Source organism: [Zimmermannella] faecalis ATCC 13722 (assembly GCF_000381765.1).
Classification (GTDB): Bacteria; Actinomycetota; Actinomycetes; order Actinomycetales; family Microbacteriaceae; genus Gulosibacter; species Gulosibacter faecalis.
Genome location: NZ_KB907085.1, coordinates 1 through 19,867 on the forward strand (window position 1 = coordinate 1; position 19,867 = coordinate 19,867).

The 19,867-nt window shown below is 72.4% G+C and carries 18 protein-coding genes; 7 read left to right on the forward strand and 11 right to left on the reverse strand.

Going from position 1 to position 19,867, the window contains the following annotated elements:
• Positions 1–129 precede the first annotated feature (129 nt).
• Together G328_RS0112495 and G328_RS0112500 are read right to left on the reverse strand one after the other, a co-directional pair.
• Positions 130–843 (reverse strand): DUF1731 domain-containing protein, encoded by a 714-nt coding sequence (locus G328_RS0112495; RefSeq protein WP_019619352.1) that lies wholly within the window; start codon positions 841–843, stop codon positions 130–132.
• Between the two features lie 82 nt (positions 844–925).
• A complete protein-coding gene (locus tag G328_RS0112500; RefSeq protein WP_019619353.1) occupies positions 926–3,130 on the reverse strand; it encodes an MMPL family transporter in 2,205 nt (734 codons plus the stop codon).
• A gap of 134 nt (positions 3,131–3,264) precedes the next feature.
• On the opposite strand from G328_RS0112500, the gene G328_RS0112505 reads away from it, so the two are divergent.
• Entirely contained in the window at positions 3,265–4,473 is a 1,209-nt protein-coding gene (locus G328_RS0112505) for an MFS transporter (protein ID WP_019619695.1), read from the forward strand.
• 25 nt (positions 4,474–4,498) lie between these two features.
• Here G328_RS0112505 and G328_RS0112510 read toward each other — a convergent pair whose 3' ends face one another.
• Positions 4,499–5,056, reverse strand: a complete 558-nt coding sequence (locus G328_RS0112510) for an NADPH-dependent FMN reductase (protein ID WP_019619696.1) — start codon at positions 5,054–5,056, stop codon at positions 4,499–4,501.
• A gap of 191 nt (positions 5,057–5,247) precedes the next feature.
• Here G328_RS0112510 and G328_RS0112515 point away from each other — a divergent pair, with 191 nt between their 5' ends.
• The 3 genes from G328_RS0112515 (at position 5,248) to G328_RS16030 (ending at position 7,999) form a co-directional block, all read left to right on the forward strand.
• Positions 5,248–6,315: a YeiH family protein gene (locus G328_RS0112515; protein WP_019619697.1), complete on the forward strand. Its 1,068-nt coding sequence runs from the start codon at positions 5,248–5,250 to the stop codon at positions 6,313–6,315.
• Positions 6,316–6,527: 212 nt separating this feature from the next.
• The gene (locus G328_RS0112520) at positions 6,528–7,430 is read left to right on the forward strand and encodes a dihydrodipicolinate synthase family protein (RefSeq protein WP_019619698.1); all 903 of its coding nucleotides are present in this window, start codon (positions 6,528–6,530) and stop codon (positions 7,428–7,430) included.
• A 2-nt stretch (positions 7,431–7,432) separates the two neighbouring features.
• A complete protein-coding gene (locus tag G328_RS16030) occupies positions 7,433–7,999 on the forward strand; it encodes a 4'-phosphopantetheinyl transferase family protein (RefSeq protein WP_019619699.1) in 567 nt (188 codons plus the stop codon).
• 69 nt (positions 8,000–8,068) lie between these two features.
• On the opposite strand, the gene G328_RS0112530 is transcribed toward G328_RS16030, so the two are convergent.
• Positions 8,069–9,376, reverse strand: coding sequence for a M1 family metallopeptidase (locus tag G328_RS0112530; protein WP_019619700.1), 1,308 nt, complete (start codon positions 9,374–9,376; stop codon positions 8,069–8,071).
• A gap of 106 nt (positions 9,377–9,482) precedes the next feature.
• Positions 9,483–13,478, reverse strand: a complete 3,996-nt coding sequence (locus tag G328_RS0112535; RefSeq protein WP_051082919.1) for a Pls/PosA family non-ribosomal peptide synthetase — start codon at positions 13,476–13,478, stop codon at positions 9,483–9,485.
• Positions 13,479–13,940: 462 nt separating this feature from the next.
• On the opposite strand from G328_RS0112535, the gene G328_RS0112540 reads away from it, so the two are divergent.
• The 3 genes from G328_RS0112540 to moaA are packed head-to-tail and all read left to right on the forward strand — an operon-like array spanning position 13,941 to position 15,855.
• A complete protein-coding gene (locus tag G328_RS0112540; protein WP_019619702.1) occupies positions 13,941–14,426 on the forward strand; it encodes a MogA/MoaB family molybdenum cofactor biosynthesis protein in 486 nt (161 codons plus the stop codon).
• A complete protein-coding gene (locus tag G328_RS0112545; RefSeq protein ID WP_019619703.1) occupies positions 14,423–14,851 on the forward strand; it encodes a molybdenum cofactor biosynthesis protein MoaE in 429 nt (142 codons plus the stop codon). Before G328_RS0112540 ends, G328_RS0112545 begins: the two co-directional genes overlap by 4 nt.
• On the forward strand, positions 14,848–15,855 hold the full coding sequence (moaA, locus tag G328_RS0112550; RefSeq protein ID WP_019619704.1) for a GTP 3',8-cyclase MoaA: 1,008 nt from the start codon (positions 14,848–14,850) through the stop codon (positions 15,853–15,855). Before G328_RS0112545 ends, moaA begins: the two co-directional genes overlap by 4 nt.
• 31 nt (positions 15,856–15,886) lie before the next feature.
• Here moaA and G328_RS0112555 read toward each other — a convergent pair whose 3' ends face one another.
• The 6 genes from G328_RS0112555 to G328_RS0112580 are packed head-to-tail and all read right to left on the reverse strand — an operon-like array spanning position 15,887 to position 19,828.
• A complete protein-coding gene (locus tag G328_RS0112555) occupies positions 15,887–16,138 on the reverse strand; it encodes a MoaD/ThiS family protein (RefSeq protein WP_019619705.1) in 252 nt (83 codons plus the stop codon).
• On the reverse strand, positions 16,126–16,368 hold the full coding sequence (locus tag G328_RS0112560; RefSeq protein WP_019619706.1) for a DUF6457 domain-containing protein: 243 nt from the start codon (positions 16,366–16,368) through the stop codon (positions 16,126–16,128). Before G328_RS0112560 ends, G328_RS0112555 begins: the two co-directional genes overlap by 13 nt.
• Positions 16,361–16,954 carry a molybdenum cofactor guanylyltransferase gene (gene mobA / locus G328_RS0112565; protein ID WP_019619707.1) on the reverse strand — a complete coding sequence of 198 codons (594 nt, stop codon included), beginning with the start codon at positions 16,952–16,954 and terminating at the stop codon, positions 16,361–16,363. Before mobA ends, G328_RS0112560 begins: the two co-directional genes overlap by 8 nt.
• Positions 16,951–17,424, reverse strand: a complete 474-nt coding sequence (moaC, locus tag G328_RS0112570; RefSeq protein ID WP_019619708.1) for a cyclic pyranopterin monophosphate synthase MoaC — start codon at positions 17,422–17,424, stop codon at positions 16,951–16,953. Before moaC ends, mobA begins: the two co-directional genes overlap by 4 nt.
• The gene (locus G328_RS0112575; protein WP_019619709.1) at positions 17,421–18,623 is read right to left on the reverse strand and encodes a molybdopterin molybdotransferase MoeA; all 1,203 of its coding nucleotides are present in this window, start codon (positions 18,621–18,623) and stop codon (positions 17,421–17,423) included. Before G328_RS0112575 ends, moaC begins: the two co-directional genes overlap by 4 nt.
• The gene (locus G328_RS0112580) at positions 18,620–19,828 is read right to left on the reverse strand and encodes a ThiF family adenylyltransferase (protein ID WP_019619710.1); all 1,209 of its coding nucleotides are present in this window, start codon (positions 19,826–19,828) and stop codon (positions 18,620–18,622) included. Before G328_RS0112580 ends, G328_RS0112575 begins: the two co-directional genes overlap by 4 nt.
• Positions 19,829–19,867 lie beyond the last annotated feature (39 nt).

A 19,867-nucleotide genomic window follows, 5' to 3' on the forward strand; every position in this document is an offset into this window, starting at 1 on the left:
ACTGACGGCAACTTGCGGGATTCTCAACCGAAAAGCCGCAAATTGCCGTCAGTTCGCGGAGAAAAGAGGCGGCGGATAGGCGGAGCAAGCTCAGCGTCGGTGCGCTCACCCGCGGATGCGGCACCGGGCTCAGCGGCGGGCGGGGACCGCCGCGGCCACCGCATCCGCCACTGTCGGGTGCGTGAACTCGAACCCGCTCTCGACGAGTCGGGTCGGCTGCACGTCGGCGTCGGCGAGCAGGAGCGAGTCGGCAGCGCGGCGCCCGAGCGCGGCCCGCAGGCCCCACTTCGGCACCGGCAGCGCATAGGGCCGGCGCAGCCGCTGCGCGAGCTCGCGACCGAGGTCGTTCGACGTCGCCGGGGTCGGCCCGGCGAGGTTCACTGGCCCGGTCAGGCCAGTGTCGATGACGTGGCGGATCGCCCGCACCTCGTCGTCGAGCGAGATCCACGGCATGACCTGACGCCCGCTGCCGAGCGGGCCGCTCACCCCGAGCTTCGTCAGCCTGAGCAGCGGCTTCAGCACGCCGTCGGCGTGCACGAGCGGCGCCGTGCGCAGTAGCGTGACCCGAACGTCCGGCCCCGCGAGCAGGGCCGAGGCCGACACGAAGGCCGGCGCGTCGCTGCCGAGCGCCCGCAGCGCATCCGCGAGCACACGCGTCGGGCGCAGTCGCGAGCGGCGCAGCTTCGTGGCGTAGGCCGGGGTCCACGGCAGGCGGCCCATGCTCGCGCCGCAGAGGTTGATGACCGCCTTGCCGCCCGCGAGGATGCTCGGGTCGAGCGGCTCGAAGTTCGCGAGCCGCTGCACCTCGTCGGGCGACTCGGCGGGGCGGCGCACGAGCCGCACGACGGTCGCGCCGTCGCGGCGCAGCGACTCGGTGAGGGCGCGCCCGATCAGCCGGAGGCACCCGCGATCACGTATCGATCGGTCATGAGTTTTCCTTTCGCGCGAGCTTCGACGGCCACCACACTGCGCGGCCGACGTCGGTGAACAGCGCGGGCACGAGCAGCGCGCGCACGAGGAACGTGTCGAGCAGCACGCCGAACGCGACGATGAACGCGAGCTGCGCGAGGAACAGAATCGGAATCACCGCGAGCGCCGCGAACGTCGCGGCGAGCACGAGCCCGGCCGACGTGATGACCCCGCCCGTCACGGCGAGGCCGCGGAAAATGCCCTCGCGCGTGCCGTGCAGCTTCGTCTCTTCGCGCACCCGAGTCATGAGGAAGATGTTGTAGTCGATGCCGAGCGCGACGAGGAACACGAAGCCGTACAGGGGCACGGCCGCGTCGGCGCCCGGGAAGTCGAACACGCCGTTGAACACGAGGGCGGCGACCCCAAGTGCCGTGCCGAACGAGAGCACCGTCGTGAGCACGAGCAGCACCGGTGCGAGCACCGAGCGCAGCAGCAGCATGAGAATCAGCAGAATCACGACGAGCACTGACGGGATGATGAGGTTGCGGTCGTGAATCGACGCGGTGTTCGTGTCGATCGCGGTGGCGGTGACGCCGCCGACGAGCGCGTCAAGCCCCGCGTCGGCGAGCGCCTCGCGCACCTCGAGCACGGTCGATTGGGCCGCGTCGGAGTCGGCGGCGTCGGTGAGCGTGCCCTGCAGCAACACCTGCCCGTCGACCTCGGTGGGTTCGGGTGCGGGGGCGCCGGGCGGGCCGGATGCGCCAATCCCGTCGGCGGTGACCGGCGCGGTGCCGGCGGGGCTCGCGTCGCTCACGACCGCGACGCTCGCGATGCCGTCGCGCTCGAGCAGCACGTCGGCGGTCGCCTGCAGCGAGTCGGCGTCGACGACGACGTTGACGGGGCTGCCCGAGCCGCCCGGGAAGTGCTCGCCGAGGGCGGCCTGCCCGTCGCGGGCCTGAGACGACGCGAGCACGAGGTCGGACTGCGGCACGCCGTGCGCCTGCAGCTGCGTGACCCCGGCGGCGCCGGCGAGCAGCACGAGCGACGTCACGATCCAGATCATGCGGGGGCGGCGTTGAATGCCGCGACCAAGCCGCGCCCAGGCGCCGGTGGGTTCGCTCGCGGGGCGCTCATCCTCGCCCTCTGCGTATGCCGGGCCCTCGGCGTGCGCCGGCACGTACTTCGGTCGGCGCGGCCAGAACGCGGCGCGGCCGAACGCGTAGAGCACGGCGGGCAGCAGCGTGATGGCCGAGAGCATCGCGAACGCGATGCCGATCGCGGCGACGGGCCCGAGCGTGCTGTTCGACTTCAGGTCGCTGAGCAGTAGGCACAGCAGGCCCGCGATGACCGTGCCGCCCGACGCGAGAATCGGCTCGATCGCGCCGCGCAGGGCCCGCCACGTCGCCCGCCACTTGTCGGTCGTGTGCCGCAGCTCCTCGCGGAACCGCGCGACGTAGAGCAGCGAATAGTCGGTCGCGGCGCCGATCACGAGAATGAAGAGGATGCCCTGGGTCTGGCCGCTCAGCAGCAGCACTCCGGCCTTCGCGAGCCACCACACGGCGAGCAGCGCGACGGTGAGCGCGAACAGGCTCGTCGCGAGCACCGCGATCGGCAGCAGCAGCGAGCGGTACACGACGATGAGGATGACGAACACCGCGAGCAGCGCGACGAGCAGCAGCACGCCGTCGATGCCCGAGAACGCCTCGATGAGATCGGCCGAGAATCCGGCTGGCCCGGTCACGTACGCCGTGACGTCGTCGGGGGCCACCTCGTCGAGCTTCGCCGAGATCGCCTCGACGACGTCGCCGATGTCGGCGTCGCTCGCGATCGGCACGAACGCCTGCGCCGCGAGGCCGTCGTCGCTCGGAATCACGGGAGAGACCTCGTCGGCGACCCCCTCGAGCTCGGGCAGCGCGGCGATCGCGTCGCCGAGGTCGGCGAGGGCCGCCTCGTCGAGCTCGGTGTCGGCGGTGAACACGATGACGGCGGGCAGCACGTCGGCGTCGGTGAAGTCGGCCGCGAGCTCCTGCACGCGCGTCGCGTCGGCCGACTCGGGCAGGTACGCGGTCTGGTCGTTCGACGACACCTCGCTCACCTTGCCGAAGTATGGTCCGCCGATGCTCGCGCCGACCAGCCAGACGAGGATGAGCGCGGCGGGCAAGACAATGCGCAGCCATTTCGGCACGCCGGTGCGCTTCGGCTGGGTTCGAGCGTGGGTCATGCAGCTCCAATGGTCGTCACAAGTCTTCTCGGCGTGGCGGCGCGCGTCAAGTTCGCCGCGCCCGCAGCGCACCGTCTGTATCGCCGCGCCCGCATCGCCGCACCGGACCGGACCGGACCGCTACGATCGCGCACATGACCGAACGCACGCCAGGCCCCGACTCGACCGCTCGGCGTGCGCGGCTCGCCGTCGCCGCGATGTTCCTCACGAACGGCGCGCTGTTCGCGAACCTGATTCCGCGCCTGCCCGAGCTGAAGGCGCAGCTCGCGCTCGACAACACGGCGTACGGCCTCGTCGTCATCGCGTTCCCGTTCGGCGCGATCGTCGCGGGGCTCGCGGCCGCGGCGGCGATTCGCCGGTTCGGTTCGTCCGCGGTGTCGTGCGGCGCGACGCTGGGCATCAGCCTCGCGCTGCTCGCCGCCGGGCTCGCGCCGAACGTCGTGCTGCTGATGCTCGCGCTGTTCCTCGGCGGGGCGATGGATGCGCTCGCCGACGTCGGGCAGAACGCGCACGGGCTGCGCGTGCAGCGGCGCTTCGGCCGGTCGATCATCAACTCGTTCCACGCGATCTGGTCGATCGGTGCGGTGCTCGGCGGGGCGATGTCGGCCGGCGCGATCGCGCTCGGGCTGCCACTCCCGGTACACCTTGGCATTTCGGGGATCGTGTTCTGTGCCGTCGCGTTCGCGGCCTATCGCTCGCGCCTGCCCGGGCGCGACGACGAGGTCGTTCCCACCGCGACCGGGAGCGTCCCGGCCCCGGCGCCGAAGGCCGCGGTCACCGGCCGCACGGTCGGCATGCTCGTGCTGCTCGTGCTCATCGCGATGGCCGGCACGAGCGTCGAGGACTCGGGCAGCTCGTGGGCGGCGCTCTACCTCGGCGACTCGCTCGGCGCACCGGCGGCGCTCGCGTCGCTCGGGTTCATCGCGCTCGTCGGCGCGCAGTTTGTGGGGCGGATACTCGGCGACAGCATGGTTGATCGCTTCGGGCAACGGGCGGTCGCGCGCCTCGGCGGGGCCATCGTGCTCGTCGGGATGGGCCTCGCGCTCGCGTTCCCGACGGTGCCGGGCACGATCGCCGGGTTCGCCGCCGCGGGCTTCGGCGTCGCGACGCTCGTGCCGGCCGCGATGCACGCCGCCGACGAACTGCCGGGCCTGCGGGCGGGCACGGGGCTCACGATTGTCTCGTGGCTCATGCGGCTCGGGTTCCTCTGCTCGCCGCCGCTCGTCGGCCTCGTCGCCGACGTCGTGTCGCTGCGGGTCGCGCTGCTCGTCGTGCCGCTCGCCGGCCTCGTGACCGTGCTCGCGGCGGGGGTGCTCGCGACGTCGCGCCGGCGCGCCGAATAGTCGGCACGCCGGCGTCGCGGTCTCGCTACGCGCGCGCCTTCTCGACGCGCTCGATGAGGGTGACGAACGCGGTGAGGTACGCCGTGAGGAACTCGCGCGTGCCGTCGTTCGTGATGTTGCGGTCGGCGTCGATGAGGCCCGGCGCCATCTGGATCATGCCCTCAGGCTGGCCCATGACGACGGCGTTGAAGTGGCCCATGATCGCGCGCAGGTGCTGCTGCGCCGCGGCGGTCGAGATCGGACCGCCCGAGGCCCCGATGATCGCGACCGGCTTGCCGTTGAACGACATGTTGCCGTAGGGGCGCGTCGACCAGTCGAACGCGTTCTTCAGCACGCCGGGAATCGAGCGGCTGTACTCGGGGGTGGCGATGAGCACGCCGTCGACCGACTCGATCGCGCGCTTGAAGTCGGTGGCCTCCTGCGGGAACTCGGCCTCGAGGTCCTCCGAGTAGAACGGCAGGTCGCGAATCGAGATCTCGGTGAACTCGACGCCCTCGGGCGCGAGCTTCGCGATCGCCTCGACGAGGGCGCGGTTGATCGACGTGCTCGAGAGGCTGCCGACGATGTAGCCGATAGTCGTCACAGAGGTACTCCTTGATTTGTGGGAGGGACAGCGACGCGGACGCGCCGCCGGGGAGTTCAAGGCGCAAGCGCGGCCGGGTATTCCCAAGAGCTTCTTCACGCATCCTGGGTGCCGCAGTTACCGGCTCAGCCGGTACCCCTGCCGAAAGGTGCCTCTACCGGCAATCCGACGGCGCCTGGACCCTTGAGTGGATGTCCACGACCAACGCCCCCTCGTTCCCTGCCCGCGCATCCGCCACTGCCCGCCTCGCCGCCCGAGCACCCGGCGTCGCCGCCTGCCTGCTCGCCGCCGCGGCGTCGTACGGCCTCAGCCTGCTGCTGCCAGGGACGAGCCCGCTGCTCATCGCGATCGTGCTCGGCATCGTCGTCGCGAACGTCGTGCCGATGCCGGCCGTCGTGGCGCCGGGCGTCGACTTCTCGGCGAAACAGCTGCTGCGCGTCGGCATCGTGCTGCTCGGACTGCAGCTTTCGCTCGCCGACATCGCTGCGCTCAGGGCACCGATGCTCGGCGTCGTGGTCACGATCGTCGCGCTCGGCATCGGCGGCACGCTGCTGCTCGGGCGGATGCTCGGGGTCGCGCCGCGCCTGCGGCTGCTCATCGCGTGCGGGTTCTCGATCTGCGGTGCGGCCGCGGTCGCGGCAACGGCCGGCGTCACCGACCCCGACGACGAGCACGAAGAAGACACTGTCACGGCCGTCGCCCTCGTCGTACTCTTCGGCACGGCGCTCATCTTCGCACTGCCCGCGCTCGCCGGCGCGTTCGGGTTCAACTCGACGTTCGCCGGCATGTGGGCGGGCGGCGCGACGCACGAGATCGCACAGGTCGTCGCGATCGGCGGCACGCTCGGCGGCGGCGCGCTCGCCGTGGCCGTGCTCGTGAAGCTCGCGCGAGTGCTGCTGCTCGCGCCGGTCATGGCCGTCGTGAGCCTGCGCGAGCGCCGCCGCGTGCGCGCGGCGGCGGGCCGCGACGCGGAGCCAGGTGCAAGTGACGGCCCGAAGCTCCCGCCGATCGTGCCGTGGTTCGTCGCGGGGTTCCTCGCGCTCGTGCTCGTGGGCTCGTTCGTGCCGATCCCCGACGCCGCGCTCTCGATCGCGCAGGTGCTGCAGACGGGGCTGCTCGCCGCGGCGATGTTCGGGCTCGGCTGCGGCGTGCGGTTCGCGCGCCTCGCGCGGGTTGGCTTGCGGCCGTTCGCGCTCGCGACGGCGTCGACCGTGCTCGTCGGTTCGATCGCGCTCGGCGGCGTCGCGCTCGTCGCGTAGGGGCCGGATGTGCGGGGTTACGGTGCGACCGGGGCCACCGGCCCCACGGTCGGCACGGCGCCACAGCCGGCAAGGTGCCGCGGCCTGCAAAGATAAGCGGATGCGCCGCCCGGCCGGCCACGCACACCGCAGTCGCACCGCCGTGACGCCGAACCGCCGCGACCCGCACCGCCTTGACACCGAACCGCCTTGACCTCCAAGGAGCAGCCCACATGGCCACCGCAATCACCGGCCTTAGCGCCTTCCCGCTCACGCCCCTGCGCGACGACCACGTCGACACGGCCGCGTTCGCGGCCCTCGTCGAGCGACTCAGCGCCGCGGGCGTCGACTCGATCACCGCGCTCGGATCGACCGGCTCGTACGCGTACCTTGACGCCGCCGAGCGGGCCGAGGTCGCCCGCCTCGCCGTCGAGCACGCCGGCACGACGCCCGTATTCGTCGGCGTCGGCGCGCTGCGCACCTCCCACGTGCTCGCGAACGTCGCGAGCGCCGAGCGCGCGGGCGCCGCGGGCGTGCTGCTCGCGCCGATGACGTACCAGCCGCTCACCGACGACGACGTCGTCGAGCTGTTCCGCGCGGTCACCGACGCGACCGACCTCCCCGTCATCGCGTACGACAACCCCGGCACCACCCACTTCACGTTCTCGACCGAGCTCTACGCGCGCATCGCCGAGCTCCCGGGCGTCGCGTCGATCAAGATTCCCGCTGTGCCCGCCGACCTCGGCAAGGCGCGGGAACGCGTCGCGCGCATCCGGGCCGTCGTGCCCGACACCGTGTCGATCGGCGTCTCGGGCGACGCCGCGGGCGCCCGCGGGCTGCTCGCCGGCTGCGACGCCTGGTATTCGGTCATCGGCGGCACGCTCCCGGCCGCGACCCTCGCGATCTCGCGGCCGGCCGCCGCGGGCGACGTCGACGCCGCGCTCGCGGCCTCGCAGCGGCTCGCGCCGGTGTGGGACTTGTTCGCCGAGTTCGGCAGCCTGCGCGTCACCGCGGCGATCGCCGAGCACCTCGGCCTCGCGCCCGAGCGCTGCCTACCGCTGCCGATTCTCGGACTCGACGACGCTGCGCGCGAGCGAGTCGTGGGCGTCGTCGACGAGCTCGGGCTCGCCAGCTGACCGTGACCAGCCTCGAGCCGGGATGGCCGCGGGTCGTCGCGCTGCCCGACGGCACTCGCCTCGCGTGGGCTCCGCTCGACGCGAGGCCCCGGCGCGATGTGTCGCGTGGCCTCCTGCGGATGCTCCTCGCCGAGTCGCCCTGCGCGGATCAGCTTCGTGACGCGCCCCTCGCCCAGCGGTGCGCGGCGTGCGGCAGCGCGACGCACGGGCAGCTGCGCCTCGACGCCCCGGGCGCGCCCCTCGTCAGCGTGAGCTACGCGGGCGGATACGCCGTGACCGCCGTCGCGCCCGCGGGCTCGGCCGAGTTCGGCATCGACGCCGAGCCCGACACCGAGTTGACCCGGCGCGCGGTCGCGGAGTCGCTCGGCTGGGGTGCCGGCCACCGCCCCGACCGCGCCGTCGCGGAATGGACGCGCCTCGAGGCCATCGCGAAGGCGCGCGGCACGGGGCTTCGCGGCGACTGGCAGCACCCGCGCGCCGACGACTTCGAGGTCGTGACCCGCGCGCTTGGTGCCCCCGCGTATCCGCTCATCGTCGCGGTCGCGCGCCGACCGGCCCCGAGTAACTAGGCCGACCCCGAGCAGCTAGACCGACCCCGAGCAGCTAGGCCGACCCGAACCCCTCAGCCGCGCTCGGCCTCAGTTCGCGGAGGGAAGTGGCGGCAGCGCAGTGTCGAACAGCCAGGCTTGCCAGACCTCGTCGAGCGACTCCCCCGCGACCTCGACCGCGAGCGCCGTGAAGTCGGCGGTGATGGCGAGCCGGTGGCGCCGCTCGGTGGCCCAGCGCAACAGCAGGGTGCGGAACGGCTCGTCACCGAGGCGGCGCCGCAGCGTCTCGAGCAGCAGCGCGCCGCGCTTGTACACGCGGTCGTCGAAGAGGTCGCGCTCACCCGGGTCGGTGAGCACGAGATTCTGCGGCAACCGCGCGAGCTTGCCGTGGTGGAGCTCGGCGCAGTCGCCGATGCTCGGGCCGTCCGAGGCCTCCGACCACACCCACTCCGAGTAGCAGGCGAAGCCCTCGTTGAGCCAGATGTCCTCCCACTTCGCGATGCCGACGCTGTTGCCGAACCACTGGTGCGCGAGCTCGTGTGCGATGAGCCGCTGCTCCTCGGGCGCGCAGTGGTTCGCGCCGAACGTCGCCATGCCCTGCGCCTCGAGCGGAATCTCGAGGTCTTCTTCGGTGACGACCGTCGTGAGGTCTTCTTGCGGGTATGGGCCGAACCACTCCTCGAACACCCGCACCATGTCGGGCAGCGGCGCGAACGCCTGGCGCACGCGGGGCCACTGCGCGGCCGGGGTCACGACGCGGCCCGTGCCGAGGGGATACTCGCGATACTCACCGACGTGCACCGCCATGAGGTAGGTCGCGGTGGGCACGCCGCTCGCGAAGGTCCAGGCGCGCTTGCCGCCGCGGGTGCGCACGTGCCCCTGCGTGCCCGTGATTGCGACGAAGAACTCGCGGTCGCAGGTGAAGCGCACGTCGTAGGTCGCGCGATCGTCAACGCGGTCGTTGCACGGGAACCAGGTGGGGGCGCCGATCGGCTGCGACGCGACGAGGGCGCCGTTGTCGAGCTCTTCCCAACCGATGTGGCCCCAGCGCGAGCGGTACGGCGCGGGCCGGCCCGCGTAGTCGAGCTCAAGCCGCAACTCGGTGCCGGGCGCGAGCGGCGCGTCGAACTTCACCTGCACTGCGCGGCGCGACTGCGTGAACTGCTTGTGCGCCCGGCCGTTCACCCGCACCTTCGCGGCCTTGAGCCCGATGAGGTCGACCTTGAGCGCCTTCGTCTCGGCGAGCACCGTGACGTCGAGCGTCGCCGTGCCGTCGAGCCGGTTCGTGCGCGGCGTGTAATCGAGGTCGAGCGCGTAGTGCCGCACGGCATAGCGCGGGTCGCCCGTGTCGGGCATATAGGGATGCGGGGCGCGGTGGGTGGTGGCGGGAGTGATCATCAGCGCGTTTCGGTACGAGGGCGGAGCGACTTGCAGCCTACGCGGTGGGCGACGGCCAGGTCATCGGATGGGTCGGGTCGTCGGCTGGGCAAGGGCACCGGATGCGCTACTTCGTCGATTGATAGGCCCGCGCCTTCACCGCGCGCCACGGGCCGATGGGGTTCCCGCTCCACCGGGAGCCGACCGGCACCTGTTCGCCGCGCATGACGAGCGACGCGGGGCCGACGGTCGCGTGGTCGCCAATCGAGGCGGCGGGAAGAATCACGCTGTGCGGCCCGAGCGTCGCGCCCGCACCGAGCTCGACGGCGTCGATGCTCATGATGCGATCGTGGAACAGGTGGGTCTGAACGACGCAGCCGCGATTCACGGTCGAGCCGTCGCCGAGGGTGACGAGGTCGGGCTCGGGCAGCCAGTACGAGTCACACCACACGCCGTGGCCGACCTTCGCGCCGAGCGTGCGCAGCCATACGGCCATCGCGGGCGTGCCGACGGCGGCGCGCGCGAACCACGGCGCCGCGAGCATCTCGGTGAACGTATCGCTCACCTCGGTGCGCCACACGAAACTCGACCACAGGGGCTGCTCGCCGGCGCGGATCGGCCCGACGATCACCCACTTCGCGATCGTCGTGATGAGCGCCGCGACCGCGCCGGCCGCGAGCATCACGACGCCCGAGAGCAGGAGTGACCAGACCCAACCCGTACTTATCCAGAGCCAGGCGAAGGTGAACAGCACGGCGACGCCGAGCCCGTGCGACACGATCACCGGCACGATGCGGCACAGCTCCCAGAGCGTGCGCGCGATGCGCAGGCGCGCGCCGGGGTTGTACGTGCGCTCGTCGGCGCCCTCCTGCGTCACGCGGCGCAGTCGAACCGGCGGCGAGCCGAGCCACGACGACCCCGACTTCGCCTTCGACGGCGCGGCCGAAAGCACGGCGACGAGCGAGTTCTTCGGCACGCGATGGCCCGGCTGCGCCATGCCAGAGTTGCCGAGGAACGCCCGCTTGCCGATGCGCACCTCACCGACGCGCAGCCAGCCGCGGTGCAGCTCGTACGAGCCGACCATCGTGTCGTCGGCGAGGAACGCGCCGTCGTCGATGCGGGTCATCTTTGGCAGCAGCAGCACCGTCGAAGCCTCGACGTTCTTGCCCACCTTCGCCCCGAGCATCCGCAGCCAGACCGGGGTGAACAGGCTCGAGTAGAGCGGGAACAGGAAGTTGCGGGCGGCGTCGAGGAGGCGCTCCGTGGTCCACACCTGCCAGCCGACGCGGCTGTGCACCGGGTAGGTGCCCTCGCGCACGCCGATCGAGCAGCACCGCACGAGCACGACGACCCCACCCGCGTAGACGAGGCCGGCCGCGAGCACGGCGGGCACGAGCCAGGCGAGCGCGCCGAGGAACCCGGCCGCGAGCGTTTCGGCGCCGCGCATCCCCGTGCTGAGCACGAGCGCGCCGACGGCGTACGCGACGAACGGGAGCAGCGCGAGTGTCACCGATGAGCATCCGTACGCGAACTTCCACGCGCGGACCTGCGGCGCGGTGCCCTTCGGCCAGCCCTCGGCAGCCTTGCGGCGCTTCGAGTCTTTCGCGCCGCCGATGCGCACGGCGGGCGACCCCGCCCAGAGCTGGTCGGGCTTCACCCGCCCGAACACGGCCGAGCCCGGCGAGATCTCGGCGCCGTCGTCGATGCGGGTGCCCGGCGCGAGCGTCGAGCGCGCCCCGACCGTGACGTTGCGGCCGATGCGCACGCCGCCGAGGCGCAGCAGGTCGCCGTCGATCCAGTAGCCGGTGAGGTCGACCTCGGGTTCGACCGCGCTGCCGCGACCGATCTCGAGCATGCCCGAGATCGGGGGCAGCGAGTGCAGGCTCACCTCGCGGTCGATCTTCGCGCCGAGCGCGCGGGCATACACCGTCACCCACGGGGCGCCGGCGAGGCCGACGGCGTCGATCTGCGTCGCGAACTGTTCGGCGAGCCACAGGCGCATGTGCACGGCGCCGCCGCGCGGATAGTCGCCCGGTTTCACGCCAGCGAGCAGGATGCGCGCGACGAGCACCGCGAAGGCCATGCGACCGAACGGGGTCGAGACGAGCAGCAGCCCGACGATGAGCACCCACCAGGGCGCGCTCGGCAGCGCGGCGAACGCGTCGGCGTCGAGGGCGCGCAGCAGCGTCGTGCCCGTGAGCAGGTAGAGCAGCCAGCGCACGCCGCTCGCGATGAACAGGGGGATGCCCGCGAGGGTCTGCGCCCACTGCGTGCGGCGGGGCGTCGGGCGCGGCTGGTGGTAGCTGTCGGGGTCGGCGTGCTCCTGCGTCGCCGCGATCGCCTTCGCCATGGCGGCGAGGCGGGGCACGTCGTAGATGTCGGCGACCGTGAACTCGGGCACGCGGGTGCGGATGCGCGACACGAGCTGCGCCGCCGCGAGCGAGCCACCGCCGAGGTCGAAGAAATCGGCGGAGACACTCGGCACGGGCACGCCGAGCACCGACTGCCACTGCTCAACGAGCCAGCGTTCGGTGCCGTCGAGTCCCGCGGCGCCGTCAAGGCCCTCCCCCGCGGCCGCGCCCGGGATCGGCCACGGCAGCGCGGCGCGGTCTACCTTGCCCGACGTACGGATCGGCAGCGACTCGACCACCGCGAGCAGCGGCATGACGCCGGCTGCGAGGCGGTCGGCGAGGAACTCGCGGGCGTACTTTCGGTCAAGCTCCTCGTCGCCCTCGACGACGAGGTAGCCGACGAGCACGGGCACGCCCGCGTCGCTATTGCGTACGGCCGCGGCGGCCGCCGTCACGCCCGGGAGGTCCTGCAGCGCGTTCTCGACCTCGCCGAGCTCGATGCGTCGGCCGCCGACCTTCACCTGATCGTCGGCGCGGCCGAGGAACATGAGTCCCGACTCCTCGTAGCGCACGAGGTCGCCCGAGCGGTACGCGCGCTCCCAGCCGAGCGACGGCATCGGCGCGTACTTCTCGGCGTCCTTGGCGGGGTCGAGGTAGTGAGCGAGGCCGACGCCGCCGATGATGAGTTCACCCTGTTCTCCCGGGGCAACGCGGGTGCCGGCCGGGTCGACAACCGCGAGGTCCCAACCGTCGAGCGGCAGGCCGATGCTCACGGGGTTCACGCCGTCGAGGCGGCAGCCGCACGACACAACGGTCGCCTCGGTCGGGCCGTACGTGTTCCAAACCTCGCGCTCGTCGTCGACGAGTCGGGCGACGAGCTCGGGCGGGCAGGCTTCGCCACCGAAGATGAGTAGACGCACGTTCTCGATCGCCTCGGCGGGCCACATCGCCGCGAGCGTCGGCACGGTCGACACCACCGAGATGCTCTGGCGCACGAGCCACTGCGCGAGGTCTTCGCCCGAGCGCACGAGCGCGCGCGGCGCCGGCACGAGGCAGGCGCCGTGACGCCACGCGAGCCACATCTCTTCGCACGAGGCGTCGAACGCGACCGAGAGCCCCGCGAGCACGCGGTCGCCGGGCCCGAGCGGGTCGGCCTGGAGGAACATGTTCGCCTCGGCGTCGACGAACGCCGCGGCCGAGCGGTGCGTCACCGCGACGCCCTTCGGCACACCCGTCGAGCCCGACGTGAAGATGATCCAGGCATCGTCGTCGAGCGCCGGGTCGTCGCGGTCGATCGGCGTCTCGGGCGGTTCGACCCCGCCTGGCTCGACCGGCCGCGGCACGTAGCCGTCGTTGCCGATGATGCCAGCGACGTGCGCCTCGCCAAACACGAGCCGCGCTCGTTCTTCCGTGTCGTCGGCGTCGACGGGCACGTACGCCGCGCGGGCGCGCATGATCGCAAGAATCGCAATGTAGAGCCGCTGCGAGCCCGAGTCGACGCGCACGCCGACGCGGTCGCCCGGCCGCACGCCCGAGTCGCGGAGCGCATCCGCCGTCGCCTCAACCTCATCAAGCAGCTGCGCGTAGCTCAGGGCTGCCGAGCCGTCGTCGATCGCGGAGGCCTCGGGATGCGCCTCAGCCGTCGCGCGCAGCACGTCGATGAGCGTGCGTGGCTCGGGCGCGAGGTGGCCGCGCGTGAGCGGCGCCTGATCGCTCGCGTGGGGTGCGGGGTCTGTGCCGTTGGTGGTGTCTGGTGTTGCTGCGGCAGGGATTGCGGCGCCAGGGGCCGCCGCGTCTGGGGTTGCCGCGTCGGGGGTTGCCGCACCTGAGGCGTTGGCGTCGTCTGAGGTGCTGGCGTCGGTGTTGCTGGCGTCAGGGGCGCCATCGTCTGGGACGTCAGCATCGGGGGTCGGGTGCGTCTGCACGTGCTCCGGGCTCCTTCGTCACAACACCGCAGTGGCGTTGGCAGGCAGGCGGTCGGTCAAATCGGGGTGATTGTCTCACTGCCAAGCGACGCCCCGGTGTCGCGCCGTTAATCCCCCAGTGGCGTGCTGCGCGATATCGCTGCCGTCCGCTGCTGGCCCGAGTAGGTGCATCCTCCGGCGACCGGCGGTACCGCACACGATGCACCCGGCCACCGCAGGATGCACCCGCTCGCCCAGCTCACCCGCTCACCCGCTCACCCGCTCACCCGCTCACCAAGCTCGTCCGCAGCCGGCGCGTAGGATGGCCAGATGGGCAATCTCGCAGCGCGCGCGGCGGTCGTCACGGTCTCTGACCGCTCGGCCACGGGTCAGCGCCGCGACGAATCGGGCCCGCTCGCGGTGCAGCTCCTCGCCGAGGCCGGCTGGCCCGCCGAGGTCACGGTCACGCCCGACGAAATCGACGGAATCCGCGCGGCCGTCGCCGACGCGATCGACGCCGGCGCCCGCCTCGTCGTCACCACGGGTGGCACCGGCATTGCACTGCGCGACGTCACCCCCGAGGCGATGGACACGCTGCTCGACAAGGAGCTCCCCGGCATCGCCGAGGCGATCCGCGCCGCGAGCATCGCGAAGCTGCCCCAGGGGATGCTCTCGCGGGCACGGGCGGGAATCCGCGGCAACGCGCTGGTCGTGAATCTCCCGGGTTCCCCCGGCGCGGTGCGCGACGGCATCCCGATCATCCTGCAGATCGCCGGCCACGTCGTCTCACAGCTCGGCGGGGGCGGTCACGAATGATCGTCACGGCAGACATCTCCGCCGCACCCCTCGACGTCGCGGCGCACCTCGACGCGGTCACGACCTCCGAGACGGGCGCGACGTCGGTGTTCGTCGGCACGGTGCGCGACCACGACCCCGACGCCGCGGGCGAGGTGACCGCGCTCGAGTACAGTTCGCATCCCGACGCCGCGGCGCAGCTCGCCGAACTCGCCCGCGCCTGCGACCGCGACGACGTGCGCATCGCGGTGTCGCACCGCACCGGGGCGCTCCGCGTCGGCGACACCGCCATCGTGTGCGCCGTCGCGAGCGCGCACCGAGCCGACGCGTTCGACGTGTGTCGCGAGGTCGTCGAGCGGGTGAAGCACGAGCTGCCCGTCTGGAAGAAGCAGGTCGAGGCCGACGGCACGGCGCACTGGGTCGGGTTGGGGACGCTCGCATCATGAACGTCTTCGACGGGCCCCTCACCGACCGGTACGGCCGCGTGCACCGCGACCTGCGCATCTCGCTCACCGACAAGTGCAACCTGCGCTGCACCTACTGCATGCCGGCGGAAGGCGTGCCCTGGCTGTCGAAGCAGAACATCCTCACGACCGACGAGATCGAGCGAGTCGCGCGCATCCTTGCCCGCCTCGGCATCGTCGAGGTGCGGCTCACGGGCGGCGAACCGCTGCTGCGCCCCGACCTCGTCGATGTCGTGCGCCGGCTCGCGCGCATCGAGGGGACGGAGGGCCCGCTGCGCGTGTCAATCACGACGAACGGGATTCGCCTCGATCACGTCATCGATGACCTCGTGGCGGCGGGGCTCGAGCGGCTCAACATCAGCATCGACACGGTGAATCCCGAGCGATTCGCGAAGCTCACCCGGCGCGACAAGTTCACCGACGTGCTCGCAGGAATCGAGGCGGCACAACACTCGGGTCTGCGCCCGCTCAAGCTCAACACGGTCGCGATGCGCGGCGTGAACGACGACGAGTTCTGCGACCTGCTGCGGTTTGCCCGTGACCACGACGCGCAGCTGCGGTTCATCGAGCAGATGCCGCTCGACGCCGGCCACATTTGGTCGCGCGTCGAGATGGTGCGCGGCGAAGAGATTCTCGAGCAGCTCACCCGCGAGTTCGACCTCGAGCCATACGGCGATCGCGGCTCGAGCCCGGCGCAGGAGTTCCTCGTCGACGGCGGGCCGACGACGGTGGGCGTGATTGCCTCGGTGACGGCGCCGTTCTGCGGCGCGTGCGACCGCGTTCGACTCACCGCCGACGGGCAGATTCGCAACTGCCTGTTCGCGCGCGACGAATCCGACCTGCTCTCGCTGCTGCGCGGCAATGGCACCGACGAGGACATCGCCCGCATGCTCCGCAGCAACATCGAGATGAAGCTGCCGGGTCACGGCATCAACGACCCGGGATTCTTGCAGCCCGACCGCCCGATGTCGGCGATCGGCGGCTAACGAGCGCCACCAGGCTCGTGCGGCAGCGGCCCTAGCCGCCGGCGAACGGGGGCAGGATGTCGAGGGTCGCGCCGGCCGCGACCGGCACGTCGTCGTCGGCGCGGCGGCCGTCGATCATGACGCTGCAGCGCGACAGCACGTCGGCGAACTCGGCACCGTGCCGCTCGCGCAGGGCCGCGCGCACGTCGCCCACGACCGCGTTCGCGGCCACGTCGAGCGACGCTTCCTCGGTGCCGGCGGCGTCGGCGGCACCGGCGAACAGGCGCACCGTTACCGTTGCCATTCGCTGACCGCCTCTCGCGCAACCTCGGCGGCCTCGTCGGGCGTGCGGCCGGCCGCCACGGCGAGCCCCATGAGGTAGGTCGTGATCGGCCCGGCGGGGCGCACGACCCCGTGGGCCGCGTCGCGCGTGACGTTGAGCAGCATCCCGGTCGGCACCTCGCTCGGGTCGATGCCGAACTTCTCCGCGAGCGTGTCGACCCACCGCTGCAGGTCTTCGGGTGTGTCAGCCATCGGATGTTCCTTCCGCAGTTTCCGACTCATTCGCAGGGTACGCGGCAATCGCGTCCCAGGTGTCCAGGTCGATCGCGAGGTCGCCCACGGCAACCTCGCGCAGTCGGAGCGGTGCGAGCAGCCGCCGCATCGATGCCCCGTCGACCTCACCAACTGCCGCGAGCGCGGCGCGCAGCGACGCGACCTGATAGCGGCCGGCGAGCCACTGCATCCGCCCCTCGCCGTCGACCGCAACGACGCCGTCACGGCCGGTGGGAATCGCGGCCCCGGCCAGTGCGGCAACGAGCGCCGGCGCCCGCGGGAGGTCACACGCGAGCAGCCACACCTCGTCGGGTTCGTCGGGTTCGAGCGCGGCGACGCCGGCCGCGACCGCGGCGACGGGGCCCCCAAACGGCGGCTCTTCGCGCACGACCGTCACGCCGGGCCGCGCGAGCGATGCCGGGCCGACCGCGACCACCGGCGAGCATCCCGACACCGCCGCGTACGCGTAGTCGACGAGCGCCCGCCCCGCGACCGAGACTGCGGCCTTGTCGGCCCCGCCGAGCCGCGAAGCGCGCCCGCCCGCGAGCACGATCGCGCCGATCATTCGGGCCGCCGCCACTCCCCGCTCTTGCCGCCAGTCTTGCGCAGCAGCCGCACGTTCGAGATCTCCACACCCTTGTCGAGCGCCTTGACCATGTCGACGAACGCGAGCGCCGCAACCGACACCGCGGTGAGCGCCTCCATCTCGACGCCGGTGCGGTCGGCGGTGCGCACGGTCGCCTCGATGCGCACGCCCTCGTCGGTCACCTCGAGGTCGACGACCGCGCCGTGCACGCCGATCACGTGCGCGAGCGGCAGCAGCTCGGGGGTGCGTTTCGCGGCGGCGATGCCCGAGATGCGGGCGACGGCGAGTACGTCGCCCTTTGGCACGGCGCCGTCACGAATCGCGGCGACGACCTCGGGGGCGCAGCGCACGAACCCCTCGGCGGTCGCCGAACGCACGGTCGGCTGTTTCTCGGTGACGTCAACCATGCGCGCGTTTCCGGCATCGTCGAGGTGGGTGAATTTGGTCATGTGAGCTCCATCACGATCACGTCGTCTCCTTCTTCGACCCGTTCAACGTCGGCGGGAATCAGCGCGTAGGCTTCGGCGCGACCCAGGGAGGCGACGAGGTGCGACCCGCTGCCGCCGCGCGCCGACGGGCGAACGCCATTGCCCTCGAGCACAACGGGGAGCACTTGCGCTCGGCCAACCGGGGTTTTCCACGCCGCGAGCGCGCGCCTTGTCACGCGGGGCCGGTCGATTTGGGCGACCCCCGCGAGCTGGAGCAGCGCCGGGCGAACGAACATCTCGAACGAGACGGCGACGCTCACGGGGTTGCCGGGCAGACAGAACGCGAGGGCACCGCCCGGGAGCGTGCCGAACCCCTGCGGCTTGCCCGGCTGCATCGCGACCTTGTCGAACCGCACGTCGGGCAGCTCCCCGAGCACCGACTTCACGACGTCGAACGAGCCGACGCTCGCGCCGCCCGAAAGAATGACGACGTCGACATCGAGCCCCTCGACGACGGCCCGCAGCGCGTCGTCGTCATCGGGAACGATGTGCACCGACGCGACCTCGGCGCCTGCCTCGCGCACGCACCCGGCGAGCAGCACCGAGTTGGATTCGGGAATCTGGCCGCGCTGCGGCGTCGCGCCCGGGGGCACGAGTTCGCTGCCGGTCGAGATGATCGCGACGCGCGCCGCGGGCACCACGCGCACCCGGTCGTGCCCCGCCGACGCGATCGACGAGAGGTCGCGGGCCCCGAGCCGAGTCCCCGCCGCAACGACTTCCGTTCCGGCGCGCGCGTCCTCGCCCTCGCGGCGGATGTGCGCACCCGGCTTCGGCTCGGCGGTGACGGTAATCTGCGCGGGCGGCGTCGCCCGCACCTCGGTGCCCTCGGCGGTTGCCTCGAGTGGTACGACGGCGTCGGCGGCCGACGGCACGGGCGCGCCGGTCATGATGCGCGCCGCCTCGCCGGGGCCGAGGTCGGGGTCGTCTGCGCTGCCGGCCGGCACATCGGCGACGACCCGCAGCACGGCGCCCTCGGTCGCGTCGGCCCCGCGCACGGCGTAGCCGTCCATCGCCGAGTTGTCGAAGAGCGGCACCGGCCAGCGGGTCGCGATCGGCTCGGCGAGCACGAGCCCGAGGGCATCGGTGAGCGGCAGCTCGACCGGCGGCAGCTGCGCCGCTGCGGCGAGCACGCGCGCCCGGTGGGCTTCGAGGTCAATCATGCGGACTCCTTCGCTGCGCCAGGTTTGCTCGTGGGGCCAGGTTTGCTCGTGGCGCCAGTGTCGTTCGTGGGGCCAGGTTCGGTCGTGGCGCCAGGCCCCTCTGTCGCCGACGCTGCCCGGCGCGCATCTTCGCCCGCCTGCGCCGCCCAGGCGCCGTATCCCCCGGCCAGCAGCAGCACGCGCGCGTCGGGGCGCGCCGCCCGCAGTGCCCGGCCGGCCGCGCGCGACCGCGGCCCGAGCTGGCAGAACAGCACGATCGTCTCGCCCTCGGGCACCGCGTCGGGATGCGCGAGCAGGGTGTCGAGCGGCACGGCCGCCGCCCCGGGAATCGTGCCGGCTGCGACCTCGTCGGGCCGGCGCACGTCGACGAGCGCAACCTCGCGCGACGCGCGCAGCGACGCGAGCTCGCCCGGCAGGACGTACTGCAGTCGCGCATCCACAGCCGGCGCGAGCGCGACCTCGCGGGTGCGTGCCGTGCGGGCATCGAGCACGAGCATGCGCCCCACGAGCGGTTCGCCGATGCCGCACACGAGCTTCACGGCCTCGGTCACGAGCAGCGAGCCGACCTGCCCGCAGAGCGACCCAACGACGCCGGCCTCGGCGCACGACGGCACGGTTCCCGCCGCAGGCGGTTCGGGAAACACGTCGCACAGCCCGATCGCCTGGCCCGCCGTCGGCCGCGACCAGAACACGCTCACCTGCGCGTCGAACTGCAGCACCGACCCCCACACGAGCGGCACGCCGAGCGCGTCGCAGGCGTCGGCTACTGAGTAGCGTGTCTCGAAGCTGTCGCTGCCGTCGATGACGAGGTCGTAGCCGTCGAGCAGCGAAACGGCATTCTCGGCGGTGAGCCACTGCCGCAGCTCGCGCACCTCGGTGTCGGGGGCGAGGGCACGGATGCGCTCGGCCGCGACCTCGGACTTCGGCCGCCCGACGTCACCGATGCCGAAGAGCACCTGCCGCTGCAGGTTCGACTCGTCGACGACGTCATCGTCAACGATGCCGATCGTGCCGACCCCGGCCGAAGCTAGATAAAGGAGTACGGGCGACCCAATGCCGCCCGCGCCAATCACCGCGACGCGAGCCGCGGCGAGCCGGCGCTGCCCGACCTCGCCGATTTCGGGCAGCCTCCGCTGCCGTGCCGACCGGCGCGCCTCTGCGTCACCGAGCCGCGAGGCCGGTTCGACAAGCGGGGGAAAGAGCATGCTCGTTACGTTAGTCGGCCCCACCGACACGCACGCCAC